Here is a 13,792-nt window from a genome sequence, read left to right as displayed (position 1 = left end):
CCTAGTCTCCGTTAAAAATAGTCACAGTTACCGATATGTAGGCGCTTAGCCTTAAGTTCAATACACCAGTGAAAATTTACTGGCTAAATTTTGTGTCTGCCAATCAGGAATATAAGGCAGCACTGCTATCGGTTTTGACCGCAATACAGCGATTAATGTTTCCAGGTTTTCGGTTTGTCTGGGCATGGGAGTTTCTGTCGTTTGCACAGCAATCCAGCCTGCTAAATCACACCCAGACGCTTTAATTGACTGTGCGCTAAGTAACGCGTGATTCAAGCACCCTAACTTTAAGCCCACCGTTAAAATAACTTTTGCAGACAAGCGCTTAACCAGCTCTGGCATAAAGTGAGAATTAGATAAAGGCAACTGCCAGCCCCCTGCACCCTCTATGACTAAAGCATCCACGTTACTTTGACGAATTTCGTCAACCGCCTGTTGAAGCTTATCCAAAGATATTTCTACATTTTCGTCAGCAGCGGCAATATGGGGCGCAATTGCAGGTTTAAAGGTATAAGGATTAACCTGCTCATAGGGTTGAGTAACGTTAGCAACCTTCTTTAACGCTAAGGCGTCTGAGTTTTTTAGTTGCCCATCGGTCATCTCGCAACCAGAGGCAACTGGCTTCATAACAGCGACTTTTTGTCCGCGCCCTACTAAATACTGAACAAAACCGCACGCTGCGACTGTTTTACCTGCATCTGTATCGGTACCAGTTATAAAATAAATGTCCATGTTAACTATTAATCAACCATGCTTAACTAAAACTATATTGATAATATGCCATTCCAATGGTAATCCATCACTTGTTCTGTAGGTCTCATAAGCATTTTCTAAAGTTTGGAACTTAGATTTTGTCATCAAACCTGAACTGTTATCTCGTTTTACCAAACTGGCCCCCACCCCTTTTATGCTTGCTAGCAATGCGCGTAAGTTAGGAAAATACTGAATGTAATTATGCGTATAAAAGGTTTTATGCAACCACGGGAATGCTTCTGTCGCTTGGGTAATATTCGCGAGCGTTGAAAAGCTATTGATGTGAGGTTTGTTGTCGACCTCAGCCCAGCTGTTTTGTAAAGAAGAAAAGGTACCCGGAAGCAATGTGTTCACCGTGGCAATACCACCGGGTTTAAGCGCACGGTAAACTTCCGCAAACGCGATGTTTAAATCATCCACCCATTGCAATGATAAATTCGCAAATACCCAGTCGACACTCTCATTGGCTAAAGGCAGCGCAGTCCAATGGCCTTGTAACCAGCTCAAGTGAGGGTTTAACGTCTGAGCCTGTGCCAGCATCTCTCTTGAAATATCAATACCAAGGTATTGCTGGCTGTAACGTTCAAGCCGCGTTGTTTCAGCGGCAGGACCACAGCCAATATCAACAATTGTTTCCGGACTGATAGGCTTGACTGCGTTGGCGTAGCCCAATAAGTCGTGAGCGGCTTTTCTTTGAATTTCGTCATGCTGGGCATAGCTTGTCGCCGCACGATCAAAATGCTGAGCAACGGCTTTATCAAAATTAAGCGGCTTCATAATGCGTTGTCGCGCTCCAGTAACCCATCCACCACATGCCAAAACTGACTTATATGAGCAGGCTGCATATTGCTGTTTAGACTAAAGCGAATTCGGGGTGAATGCTTAGGTACCGTGGGGTGAACAATGGCACGGCATAAATAACCTAAACTGCTTAGCTCGCCAGCCATTCGCTTGGCAGAATCTTCGCTTTCAAGCAGCCAGCTTTGAATTGGAGTTGAAGACTCAATATAGACTAACCCGCGACGAGACATCTCTAATTGAAACTGCTGCGCCAATTGTGCCAAGTGCTCTCGCTTCTCGCGCCCTTCCTGGTCCTTTATGACCATTAAGGCTGCGCTCGCTGCGGCCGCTTGTGCCGGTGGCATTGCGGTTGAATAGATGTATTCTCTGCAGAACTGAATCAGCGCTTCAATGGTGTCTTGGCCTGCACAAACAAACGCTCCGCCAACGCCAAAAGCTTTGCCGAAAGTCCCTGTCATGATGTCAGCAACGCCCAAATCATTCGATAATGCGCCTTTGCCGCTATCACCAAGAACACCAATGCCATGCGCATCATCCACCATAACTGTGGTGTTCGACTGACGTTTTTTAAGTTCGATTAATTGTGTAATGCCGGCGTCATCACCATCCATGCTGAAGACACCTTCTGTCACCAGCCAGTCGCCGGGCTTCAATGCCTCAGCAATGGTCAGTGGTTGACTGTGGGCATAGCGCTTAAACCGCTGACGACTTTGCGTTATACCGTCAATCAAAGACGCATGAACCAGTTTATCCGCATATATTTTGCTGGTGTCACTAACCAAAGTGCTCAGAACCCCGACATTTGCCGCGAAGCCAGAAGAAAAGAGTAATCCAGCCGGCTTCTCGAGCCACTCTGAAAGCTCCGATTCGAGCCGTTGGTGCGCCAAACTATAGCCACTTAATAACGGAGAGCCGGTGCTTCCGACGCCCCATTCATTAGCCGCATCAACGAACTGTTTCTTAACTTCTGGGTGCTGACTTAACCCCAGATAATCATTTTTAGAAAAGTCGAGTACAACACTGCTTTCCCTTGCTGCTCGGCAGCGCCGCCGTCGCATTTGCGGCGACGACATTCGTTGCTTAAGTTTGTGACGTAACGACTCGTGCATGGCTTATTGTTTTAAGATGCGTCGTAGAAACGAACCGGCTGCTCTTGTTCAGCAATGGCATCTTCAATCACTGCTGTGTGTACCTCGTCATCATAGCCATCGGTCTGCTCTGGTGTAATGCCTAAGCGCTCGAACAAACGAAGATCAGCATCTGCTTCGGGGTTGGCTGTGGTTAGTAATTTCTCACCATAAAATATCGAGTTAGCCCCTGCTAAGAAGCATAACGCCTGCATTTCATCATTCATATCTTCACGGCCAGCCGACAAGCGAACATGCGATTGCGGCATTAGAATACGGGCAACAGCAACGGTACGTACGAACTCAAAGTTATCTAGGTCTTCGAGCTTAGCGAAAGGCGTTCCTTCAACTTTCACCAACATATTAATGGGTACACTTTCAGGGTGCTTAGGTAAGTTAGCCAGCTGCACCAACAATGAAGCGCGATCTTTCACACTTTCTCCCATACCAACGATGCCGCCTGCACAAACTTTCATACCAGCGTCACGAACATTGGTCAGGGTATCAATGCGGTCCTGATAAGTTCGTGTGGTAATAATGTCGCCATAAAACTCCGGCGAGGTGTCCAAGTTATGGTTATAGTAATCAAGCCCGGCCTGTTGCAGCAGCTTCGCTTGCTCTGCACTCAGCATGCCCAGTGTCATGCAACTTTCTAAACCCAGCTCTTTAACGCCTTTAATCATTTCCATAATGTAAGGCATATCTCTGTCTTTCGGGTTACGCCATGCAGCCCCCATACAAAAACGACTGGCTCCTTTGTCTTTCGCCGCTTGCGCTTCCTGCAAGACACTTTCAACAGCCATTAAGCGCTCCCGGTCAAGTCCGGTATGGTAATGCGCGCTCTGTGGACAATATTTGCAGTCTTCAGGACACGCTCCGGTTTTAATAGAAAGCAGCGTACTGACCTGTACTTCATTCGGGTGAAAGTGCTCTCTGTGAACACTCTGGGCTTTGAACATTAAGTCATTAAACGGAAGCTGTAGTAAATTCTGGACTTCTTCAATGGTCCAGTCATTGCGAATGGCAGACATAATAATAATCTCGTCATTTGAACAGTTAATGTCGCATAGAATATGCGTTATCATTGCCCTGTCAATTTACACAAGAATAGAAACTTTACAACTGGGTAATTTATGACCTCACCAAGCCATTTAAGTAATGAAGCCTTCGACCGCCAACATTTATGGCACCCTTATACCTCAATGAGCCACCCGCTACCGTCCTATGAAGTGAGCTCAGCAAAAGGTGCCACTATTACCCTTAAAAGCGGCGAGCAGCTTATTGACGGAATGTCCTCCTGGTGGGCGGTCATTCACGGTTATCGTAACCCACGGTTGGATAAGGTTGCCCATCAACAAATAGATACCGTCAGCCATGTGATGTTTGGGGGGCTGACTCACGAGCCGGCAATTAAACTGGGGAGACAACTGGTTGATATGCTGCCCGCTCCGTTAGAGAAAGTGTTTATTGCAGATTCAGGCTCTGTCAGTGTCGAAGTGGCCATAAAAATGACCCTGCAGTACTGGTTGGCGCAGTCACGCCCTGAGAAGTCTAAGCTGTTAACCATAAAAGGCGGTTATCACGGTGACACCTTCAAAGCTATGTCGGTGTGTGATCCGGAAAATGGCATGCACAGCTTTTTTAATAAAGCCATTGCTACGCAAATTTTTGCTGATGCTCCTGAATTAACACCCGATGATGAATGGGACGAAACTTCTGGCCAGCAATTAACGCTATGGTTCGAGCAGTTCCATAAAGAGTTAGCCGCCGTTATTCTTGAGCCTATTGTTCAGGGTGCCGGCGGCATGCGTTTTTACCACCCTAACTACCTGAAGCTTATACGAGCGCTTTGTGATAAATACGACGTACTGCTCATTGCCGATGAGATTGCCACTGGCTTTGGTCGAACCGGAAAATTATTCGCCTGCGAACACGCGGAAGTAACGCCCGATATCATTTGCCTTGGTAAAGCGTTAACGGGTGGCTATATGACGTTAGCAGCAACCGTCACGACCGCAAAGGTCGCTGAAACTATCGGACAAGGTCCTGCCGGTGGCGCGCTCATGCACGGACCTACTTTTATGGGGAACCCCCTGGCTTGCGCTGTTGCATCCGAGTCATTAGCCATAATTAGCGACGGCAATTGGCAGCAGCAAGTGAGTATCATAGAGAAGTACCTAAAAGATAAGTTACTGCCCTTAAATGAGCTAAGTTCCGTGCGCGACGCACGAGTTTTTGGTGCTATTGGAGTGCTGGAGATGGAACAGAGAATCGACGTCGCTGAAGCGCAGCGTTTATTCATTAAACACGGCGTTTGGATACGCCCTTTTGGTCGGCTGCTTTATATTATGCCGCCTTATATTATTAGCGAGCAGGAGTTATCAACATTATGCTCGGCAATGGCTGACTACGCAAAAAGCGTTTAAAAGCCGAAGAAATAAAGTGATAAGCCACCCAGGCAGCTTAAAATAAGTATCACCAGGTTCACCCAAATATGCTGTTTATGCTGCCTGAAGAGCACAAAGTTGAGCGCCAGGCTTATCAGGCTAATCACTAAGCCAATGAAAAGTGTGATAACAAATAAGTCGCCTAGTGTTATATGCCAGTAATCCCGAACCGGAATACCAAAGATTTGTGTCAGTATGGTATTACGCTCGGGCTTTGCGTAATTAAAAACAATAGTGGCAATAACAAATATGACCCAGCCAGAGATGCATAATAAGCCAAGCACCCTTGACCAAAATGGTACTTTTTTCAAGTCGTCTATAGAGCCCCTTTTCATAATTTTTCTCTCTGTTAACGGGGTTATACTTGAGTCTGCGCCAATCCGAGGTAACATAGCAACCTTTGATTCGCAAAATAGTGTAAATTTCGGAGAATAGAAACCCATGTCGTATGCTTCTGTAGTGGATATTCTGGAAGGCAAAATTCCCGTCGATGAAACGGTAACGGTTCGCGGTTGGGTGCGTACGCGCCGTGACTCAAAAGCGGGTATTTCGTTTATTAATGTGCATGATGGCTCCTGTTTCGAAGCCGTTCAAGCCGTTGTTCCTGCTGAGCTTCCTAACTACAGTAATGAAGTGCAAAAGCTGACTACGGGTTGTTCTGTTGCTATTACCGGTGTGGTCGTTCCTTCTCAGGGGCAAGGTCAGTCGTTCGAGCTGCAAGCGACGAAAGTCCATGTTTATGGCTGGGTCGAAGATCCAGACACCTATCCAATGGCGCCGAAACGTCACAGCATGGAATACTTGCGTGAATACGCTCATTTACGCCCTAGAACAAACATTACCGGCGCAGTGATGCGTGTTCGTAACTCTTTGTCTCAGGCTATTCACCGCTTCTTTCACGAGAACGGCTATTTATGGGTTAGCACCCCTATTATCACCACGTCAGATTGTGAAGGCGCTGGTGAAATGTTCCGTGTATCGACGTTAGATTTACTTAATGTACCGAAAACAGAAAAGGGTGAAGTCGATTTTTCTGAAGACTTCTTTGGTAAAGAAGCCTTTTTAACCGTATCAGGTCAGCTAAACGTTGAGTCTTATGCGTGTTCGCTGTCTAAAGTTTACACCTTTGGGCCAACGTTCCGTGCTGAAAACTCGAATACCAGCCGCCACTTGTCCGAGTTTTGGATGGTCGAGCCAGAGCTTGCTTTCGCATCACTTGATGATGTCGCTGACTTGGCTGAAGACATGCTTAAGTATGTTTTCAAAGCAGTCCTTCAAGAGCGTCCTGACGACATGGAGTTTTTCGCTAAGCGCATTAACTCGGAAGCAGTCAGCCGTTTAGAAGCCATTGTGAACAGCAACTTCGTCCACATGGATTACACAGACGCTATTGAGATTCTGAAAAACTGCGGCAAGAAATTCGAATACCCGGTTGAATGGGGGGTTGATTTACAATCTGAGCACGAACGGTATCTTGCAGAAGAGCACGTTGGCGCCCCGATTATTCTGAAAAACTATCCACGTGATATTAAAGCCTTTTATATGCGTCAAAACGAAGACGGCAAAACCGTTGCTGCAATGGACGTATTAGCCCCGGGCATTGGTGAAATTATTGGTGGTTCTGCTCGCGAAGAGCGTTTAGATATTCTTGATAAGCGTATTGAAGAAATGAATCTGCCAATGGAAGAGTATGAATTTTATCGTGACCTTCGCCGCTACGGTACCGTCCCGCATGCAGGCTTTGGGCTTGGTTTTGAACGCTTAGTTGCTTACGTTACCGGCGTACAAAACATCCGCGATGTTATTCCTTTCCCACGTGCTCCTAAAAGTGCTGAGTTTTAACTCAGCACTTTATCTTTTGCTGACACAAAATACGGTTCAGCATCTTTTTCAGGTTTTATTGGCGTAGGTACAGCAGGCGTGCCTACGTACAAAAAGCCAACAATGGCATCATCTTCGGTTAGTCCCAATTGCTCTTTGACGTGCGCATCTTCCGCCGTCCAGCCAGTACGCCAAATAGCTCCCAAACCTTGGGCAAAAGCCGCCTGTTGCATAGCGTGAGTAGCGCAGGCAACGGTACATAACTGCTCTTCTCTTGGTACTTTCGGGTGTTCCTGATACCTCAAGCAAGCCGCAATAACAAGTGGAGCCCGAAACGGTAATTGCCCAGCCTGCTCAACAATGGTTTCAGAAAAGTCATTAATACGTGCCGCCTGCTGATAGATGTCAGCCAGAATTCCACGATCCTTTCCCTGAAATTGTATAAATTCGTACGGCGCTAACGACATATGATCGGGCGCTCTCACCGCTGACTTTTTTATTAGCTCCAATTGTTCAACACTGGGCCCAGGCTCTATCAGCCGTGGCATTGAAGAGCGCGTTGTTAATAATTCTACTGCATCCATATATCAACCTTTATCATTATGTAACGGTTCGTTACATTCTCCGGCTAGCTTGCATAGACCACTTTCGATATGCTTAAGACATTTCTTAAATAACAATGAGTGATAGCTATGCGTTCAGTGAGCTCAATCTTTAAATATATTTGGCGAATAATCAACGGTACCCGAAAGGTCATTATCAATTTAGTCTTCTTTATTGTGTTGGCTATTTTCCTGGCCAGCATGATAAGTGGCGAAGATCCTATCGAAGTACCTGAGAACGGTATACTGGTGCTCAACCCACAAGGTATTCTCGTCGAAGAAGAAACCTGGGTCGACCCTATTGATAAATTCTTTTCAGAAGCTTTAGGTAGTGGTAATGATATTCCCGAAGTATTAGTGACCGATGTTGTCGAAAGTATTGAGATGGCTCAGAACGATGACCGTATTGGCGCACTTTACTTAGATCTTCAGGATCTCTACCCAAGTGGCATTAATAAACTGAGCGCTGTTACTGAGGCATTAGAAGAGTTCAGAACCTCAGGTAAGCCCATTATTAGTAACGCCGATTACTATGCGCAGCATCAGTATTATATTGCAGCCCACGCTGATCAGCTTTATTTAAACCCAATGGGTGGTGTCGTTTTTGAAGGCCTTGATTACACCCAAGTTTACTTTAAAGAGTTGCTTGAGAAGCTAAAAGTTAAGCCGCACGTTTTTAAAGTCGGTAAATTCAAGGCTGCGGTTGAACCCTTTATTCGTAACGACATGTCAGACGAAGCCCGAGAAGCCAATGAAACGTTATATAGCGAGTTATGGGCCGAGTTTCGTAATAGCGTGACTACCACTCGTAATATCAACCCTCGCTTAACCAGTGGCAAAATTGATGATTACATGGCCGCGTTTGACGAAGCAAACGGCGACATGGCACGCATGGCATTAGACAACAACTTAGTCGATGCACTGAAAACACGCACTGAGGTTCGTAATGAGCTTATTAATTTGGCGGGGCTTGACGAAGAGAAAGAAACGTTCAAGCACATTACTTTTGATAACTACCTGACCGCGCAAAAACCACCAATGCCGGCACCAAAAGCAAAAGACAAACCGAAGATCAGTGTTGTTGTTGCGCGAGGCCAAATTGTCGACGGTTCTCAAAAAGCCGGCATGATTGGTGGCGACAGTACCGCTAAACTTATTCGCGATGCCCGTAATGACGAAAACACCAAAGCCATTGTGCTTCGCATTGACAGCCCGGGTGGCAGCGCTTTCGCATCAGAAATTATTCGTCAGGAGTTATTGCAAGCAAAAGAAGATGGTATTCCGGTTGTAGCATCAATGAGCTCAGTCGCGGCCTCAGGCGGTTACTGGATTGCCGCAGATGCTGATAAAATCATTGCTTCCCCTACTACCATTACCGGCTCTATCGGTGTGTTTGGATTACTGATGAACCTGGAAGACAGCCTTGCGGCTATTGGTATTCACAGTGACTCTATCAGCACCACTGAAATTGAATCCATAAACCCTATGGAAGAAATGACAGAGTACCAGCAAACGATGATTCAAAAGTCGGTGGAAAATACCTACGACAACTTCTTAAGCCTTGTCGCTAACGCCCGTAATATGAGCAAAGATGACGTACATGAAATAGCTCAGGGCCGAATCTGGACAGGTCGTCAAGCAATGAAACGTGGTCTGGTTGATACTTTAGGTGATTACGACGACGCCATTAAACTGGCAGCAGAGCTAGCCTCTATTGAAAAGTATGATGTGAATGTTGTTCAGCAGAAATTATCACCACAAGAGCAGTTCTTTGCTGAACTGTTTAACAATAGTGCTGCTAGCGACTTGTTACCTAAGGTGAGTCGTGACAATAGTAGTGATTGGTTATTGAAGCTATTCAGTGACGTGCAGTCAGAAACTGCCGTACTGAGAAACTTCAACGACCCGAAAAACGTTTACTCATACTGTGCACTGTGCCCGCAACCGCGTTAGAATAATCGACATTCGTTACTAAGAATGTCGACAGGAGACGCAAGTGCCTCGTAAAAAGATATATGTTGCTTATACCGGCGGAACCATAGGTATGAAAAAATCGGAACAAGGATACGTTCCGGTTGCGGGGCACTTAAGTGATTGCGTACAAAAAATGCCGGAGTTTTTCAGGGAGGAAATGCCGGAATTTGTTATTCATGAATACTGTCCTTTGATGGACTCCTCAAACATGACCCCGGCTGACTGGGTCACAATAGCCCGGGATATTGAGGACAATTACTCGGACTATGACGGATTCGTCATCCTCCATGGTACCGATACCATGGCCTATACAGCATCAGCGCTATCGTTCATGTTGCAAAACCTCAATAAACCGGTCATTGTTACCGGCTCACAAATTCCTTTAGCAGCACTGCGTTCCGATGGTCAAACGAACTTGCTGAATGCCCTTTACGTTGCTGCTAACTACCCGATTCCAGAAGTCGGCCTGTTTTTTAATAACACCTTATTTCGCGGAAACCGTTCAACGAAATCGGATGCTAATGGCTTTAATGCGTTTTCATCGCCCAATTTCCCCTCGTTGCTGGAAGCTGGCATACAAATTCGCTTAAATGCCGGTCAACTTTCCGAAACAGATGCCAAACCGAGTGAGCTCAACGTGGTTGAAATGACGCCACAGCCTATCGGCGTGGTCATGCTTTATCCGGGCATTTCACCTGACATAATCGACAACCAGTTAAAGCAGCCGGTGAAGGCACTTATTCTGCAAAGTTATGGCGTCGGCAATGCGCCGCAAAACGATGCTCTGCTCTCTGTTTTAAAGCGCGGTATCGATAACGGCATTACAATTTTAAATTGTACACAGTGTTTCCGTGGGCGTGTCGATATGGATGGTTATGCTACCGGCAATGCGCTGGCAAAGCTCGGCTTAGTGTCCGGCTCCGATATGACCATTGAAGCCGCGCTAACCAAGTTACATTACCTACTGTCGCAAGACATTTCTCACAATGAAATTCAAAAACTGTTACAGAAGAATTTACGCGGCGAATTAACTCCGCCATAATCGAGCACTGACTCAAATCAATAATAATAACAATATTACTATGGCTAAAAATACGTCTCCGGCTTTTGCCTCACGATTAGGCTTTATTCTCGCTGCTGCTGGCTCCGCCGTTGGAGTTGGCAATATATGGGGCTTTCCAACCCAGGCGGCCAGTAACGGCGGAGGTGCCTTTTTACTGGTTTACCTCATTATGATTGCCATTCTCGCCTACCCTATGCTTGTGGCAGAAGTCACTATCGGCCGAATTCGTCAAAACAACCCAATTGAAGCGTTAAGAAATTTATCAGATAAAGCCTTCTTCAGAGGAACCGGAGCTATAGCCGGGGTCGTCGGGCTTATCGTCCTTAGTTTGATTTTAAGTTTTTATGCCATTGTATCCGGCTGGCTTATCTCGTACATGATATCGCCGCTACTTATCTTTGTTGGCCTGCCGGACACTGCCGCATGGTTTGTCGAATTTTCAGAAGCCAGAAATATGGCGACTATGATCTTTTTTATGCTGTTAACCGTCTACGTGGTGCGTTCAGGTGTCAATAACGGCATAGAACGCTGGTCACGACGGCTCATGCCAATGCTGTTTGTCCTCTTAATTGGTATGTCAGCATACATTCTGACTCAGGAAGGCGCTCTTGAAGGCCTTAAAATGTATTTAGTCCCTGACTTTTCCCAAATTAGCGACCCTCAACTTATCATACGAGCCATGGGCCAGGCCTTTTTCTCATTATCGCTGGGCGTATGCGTAATGATGACCTACGGCGCCTACCTTTCAAATAAAGAAAATATTCCGAAAACAGCAGCCTGGGTTGCCGGAATTGACACCAGCGTAGCATTTTTAGCCGGGCTTTTAATTTTACCCGCTATGTTCGTTGCTCAGTCCAATGGCGTTCAAATATACGCAGATGACGGTACCCTGCTCTCCGCCGATACACTGGTATTTACCGTATTACCCGCAATGTTTGACACACTTGGAACAGCGGGTTTATTCGTCTCGTTCGGCTTCTTTTTATTGATGGTTATAGCAGCCATTACATCCTCTATTTCTATGCTGGAAGCACCGGTAAACGCATTGCGCGAAGAAGCACGCTGCGACAGAAGCTCAGGGGTGTGGATAGTCACTCTTATTGTCACCGCTATTTCGACCACCATTATTTATAATTTTGAGGTCTTATTCGGGGCAGTAGTCACATTCAGCACCGTTTATATGCAGCCAATAATGGCTCTGGTGTTCGCTATTATGCTGACTTGGGTCTTACGCCAGAATCACCTGCTGAAAGCTTTAAAGCAAGGTTCACCGGATATCGATAAGAGCTTGTTTTGGAAAATATGGCCCTGGTATGTCAAATTTGTTTGCCCGATACTTATTCTTTTGATTATTTGGCAGGGCTGAATCGCTTTAAGAATAAAGGCTGTCGCAAGTGACGACAGCCTTTATTGCCATTAAATAACCCATTTATCCATAAAGCTATCGACCTGCATTTGGTCAAACGAGTCGTTTTCAGTACACAGCTTAAATATCTCATTCGCCTGACTTGCCGGGAACCGCTTACTTAAGCTCGCTTTAAATTTTTCTTTGAGTACAGGAATACCCTCGTCACGACGGTTACGATGTCCTATTGGATACTCCACCGCTACTTTTTCTGTTTTAGTGCCGTCTTTGAAGAAAACTTGTACCGCGTTGGCAATGGAGCGCTTATCCGGATTCAGATAATCTTCACTGTACTGAAGGTCTTCTTCGACGACCATTTTTTCTCGAAGAGCATCGATTTCCGGATGTGCCTGATGAAATCCGTCCTCATAGTGATCAGCATTCAGTTCCCCCCAAATTAAGGGCACTGCGGTCATATACTGTAAGCAATGATCCCTATCTGCGGGGTTAGCCAGCTCCCCTTCTTTGGAGATAATACGAATCGCAGATTCATGTGTCGTAATAACGACTTTCTCTATGTCGTCTACCTTACCTTTTACATCGGGGTGAAGTGTTACCGCAGCTTCACACGCTGTTTGAGCATGAAACTCTGCCGGGAAAGACAGTTTAAACAGAATGTTTTCCATAACGTAACTGCTGTAATCGCGCTGAAACTTAAATTTCCGATCTTCTTCGTCTTTCAGCTTCTGATCTTTATTTGTCTTACTAAAGAGAACATCGTAAAACCCCCATTGTGGCGCAGTCAAAGCGCCGGGAATTCCCATTTCACCACGCATCGTTATATCTGACAGACGCACTGCCCGAGAGGTGGCATCCCCCGCTGCCCACGATTTACGGGAGCCCGCATTGGGTGCATGGCGATAGGTCCTCAATGACTGACCATCTACCCAAGCCTGAGACAGCGCTGCCATAATTTGCTCTTTGCTGGCACCCATTAGCCAACTAACAACAGCTGTTGACGCCACTTTTACCAGTACAACATGGTCAAGCCCAACTCGGTTAAAGCTGTTTTCTATGGCCAGGTTACCCTGTATTTCATGGGCTTTTATCATGCCTTCCAGCACGTCTTTAATAACAAGAGGCTTAAGCCCACGGCTGCGTCGCTGCTGAGAAATGAAGTCGGCGGTCGCTAAAATGCCACCTAAATTATCAGACGGGTGTCCCCATTCTGCCGCCAGCCAGGTATCATTGAAATCCAGCCAACGAACAATGCAGCCTATATCCCACGCAGCTTTAACGGGGTCTAAAGAAAACTGTGTACCAGGAACACGAGCGCCATTGGGAACCTGTGTCCCTTGTACAAGCGGTCCCAAATGTTTGGCACATTCCGGATAACCTAATGCCAACATACCGCAGCCCAGCGTATCCATAAGGCAGTACTTCGCGGTACTCCAGGCTTCTTCGCTTGTGACGTTATAGTTCATTACATAGTCGGCGATATCGACAATGACGTCGTCGTAATCGGGACGTTTATTTTGTTCGACAGTCGTAGGCATTATGACTCCTTAATTCAAAGGGTGACTCAAATAGCTACGGAGCTAATCGGTTGATTGATCGCCCTTTTCGTTTATTTTGGATAAAAAAAACCCGGAACCAATCCAGATTGTTCCGGGTATAGGGGAATGGCTCATGTGATGAGCCGTGCGCTAACTCATGATAAAACAGTCTCATTTATCCTGCTTAAAATTCATCCAACAATTTTTAGTTTAGACAATAATCGAAGGATGTCTAATTTTTTTACAGTTTCTTTTAACTTTATGTTTTTGAACAATTAAAAATGTTTTATCGACAAGTTATAC

Annotated in this window: 12 protein-coding genes; 5 read left to right on the top strand and 7 right to left on the bottom strand. The window is 45.9% G+C overall.

The features are described from left to right. Window positions 1-57: 57 nt before the first annotated feature. Genes bioD through bioB form a run of 4 tightly spaced genes read right to left on the bottom strand, consistent with a single transcriptional unit; the run spans window position 58 to window position 3,712 of the window. Entirely contained in the window at window positions 58-732 is a 675-nt protein-coding gene (gene bioD / locus BLT32_RS07995) for a dethiobiotin synthase (RefSeq protein WP_053953772.1), read from the bottom strand. A gap of 12 nt (window positions 733-744) precedes the next feature. Further along, on the bottom strand, window positions 745-1,530 hold the full coding sequence (locus BLT32_RS07990) for a methyltransferase domain-containing protein (RefSeq protein WP_053953773.1): 786 nt from the start codon (window positions 1,528-1,530) through the stop codon (window positions 745-747). Beyond that, window positions 1,527-2,663: an aminotransferase class I/II-fold pyridoxal phosphate-dependent enzyme gene (locus tag BLT32_RS07985; protein WP_053953774.1), complete on the bottom strand. Its 1,137-nt coding sequence runs from the start codon at window positions 2,661-2,663 to the stop codon at window positions 1,527-1,529. The genes BLT32_RS07990 and BLT32_RS07985 overlap by 4 nt, the downstream gene beginning before the upstream one ends. An 11-nt stretch (window positions 2,664-2,674) precedes the next feature. After that, window positions 2,675-3,712, bottom strand: coding sequence for a biotin synthase BioB (gene bioB / locus BLT32_RS07980; RefSeq protein ID WP_053953849.1), 1,038 nt, complete (start codon window positions 3,710-3,712; stop codon window positions 2,675-2,677). A 102-nt stretch (window positions 3,713-3,814) separates the two neighbouring features. Here bioB and bioA point away from each other — a divergent pair, with 102 nt between their 5' ends. Beyond that, the gene (gene bioA, locus BLT32_RS07975) at window positions 3,815-5,107 is read left to right on the top strand and encodes an adenosylmethionine--8-amino-7-oxononanoate transaminase (protein WP_053953775.1); all 1,293 of its coding nucleotides are present in this window, start codon (window positions 3,815-3,817) and stop codon (window positions 5,105-5,107) included. Here the strand turns inward: bioA and BLT32_RS07970 are convergent. Further along, window positions 5,104-5,463 carry a hypothetical protein gene (locus tag BLT32_RS07970; RefSeq protein ID WP_053953850.1) on the bottom strand — a complete coding sequence of 120 codons (360 nt, stop codon included), beginning with the start codon at window positions 5,461-5,463 and terminating at the stop codon, window positions 5,104-5,106. The two genes, bioA and BLT32_RS07970, sit on opposite strands and share 4 nt — an antisense overlap. 106 nt (window positions 5,464-5,569) lie before the next feature. Between BLT32_RS07970 and asnS the strand changes: the two genes are divergently transcribed. Next, entirely contained in the window at window positions 5,570-6,970 is a 1,401-nt protein-coding gene (gene asnS / locus BLT32_RS07965) for an asparagine--tRNA ligase (protein ID WP_053953776.1), read from the top strand. On the opposite strand, the gene BLT32_RS07960 is transcribed toward asnS, so the two are convergent. Further along, window positions 6,967-7,533, bottom strand: a complete 567-nt coding sequence (locus BLT32_RS07960; RefSeq protein WP_053953777.1) for a nitroreductase family protein — start codon at window positions 7,531-7,533, stop codon at window positions 6,967-6,969. The genes asnS and BLT32_RS07960 overlap by 4 nt on opposite strands. A 108-nt stretch (window positions 7,534-7,641) precedes the next feature. Here BLT32_RS07960 and sppA point away from each other — a divergent pair, with 108 nt between their 5' ends. Genes sppA through BLT32_RS07945 form a run of 3 tightly spaced genes read left to right on the top strand, consistent with a single transcriptional unit; the run spans window position 7,642 to window position 11,954 of the window. Further along, entirely contained in the window at window positions 7,642-9,504 is a 1,863-nt protein-coding gene (gene sppA / locus BLT32_RS07955; RefSeq protein ID WP_074668941.1) for a signal peptide peptidase SppA, read from the top strand. A gap of 43 nt (window positions 9,505-9,547) precedes the next feature. Beyond that, window positions 9,548-10,567 carry an asparaginase gene (gene ansA, locus BLT32_RS07950; protein WP_053953778.1) on the top strand — a complete coding sequence of 340 codons (1,020 nt, stop codon included), beginning with the start codon at window positions 9,548-9,550 and terminating at the stop codon, window positions 10,565-10,567. A gap of 40 nt (window positions 10,568-10,607) precedes the next feature. Then, window positions 10,608-11,954: a sodium-dependent transporter gene (locus BLT32_RS07945; RefSeq protein ID WP_053953779.1), complete on the top strand. Its 1,347-nt coding sequence runs from the start codon at window positions 10,608-10,610 to the stop codon at window positions 11,952-11,954. A 50-nt stretch (window positions 11,955-12,004) separates the two neighbouring features. On the opposite strand, the gene BLT32_RS07940 is transcribed toward BLT32_RS07945, so the two are convergent. Beyond that, window positions 12,005-13,489, bottom strand: coding sequence for a bifunctional 2-methylcitrate dehydratase/aconitate hydratase (locus BLT32_RS07940; protein ID WP_053953780.1), 1,485 nt, complete (start codon window positions 13,487-13,489; stop codon window positions 12,005-12,007). Between the last annotated feature and the right edge of the window lie 303 nt (window positions 13,490-13,792).

Origin of the sequence: Idiomarina zobellii (assembly GCF_900100855.1) — a bacterium.
Classification (GTDB): Bacteria; Pseudomonadota; Gammaproteobacteria; order Enterobacterales; family Alteromonadaceae; genus Idiomarina; species Idiomarina zobellii.
The sequence above is the reverse complement of the archived record's forward strand: the minus strand, read 5'-3'. Positions and strand labels throughout refer to the sequence as shown.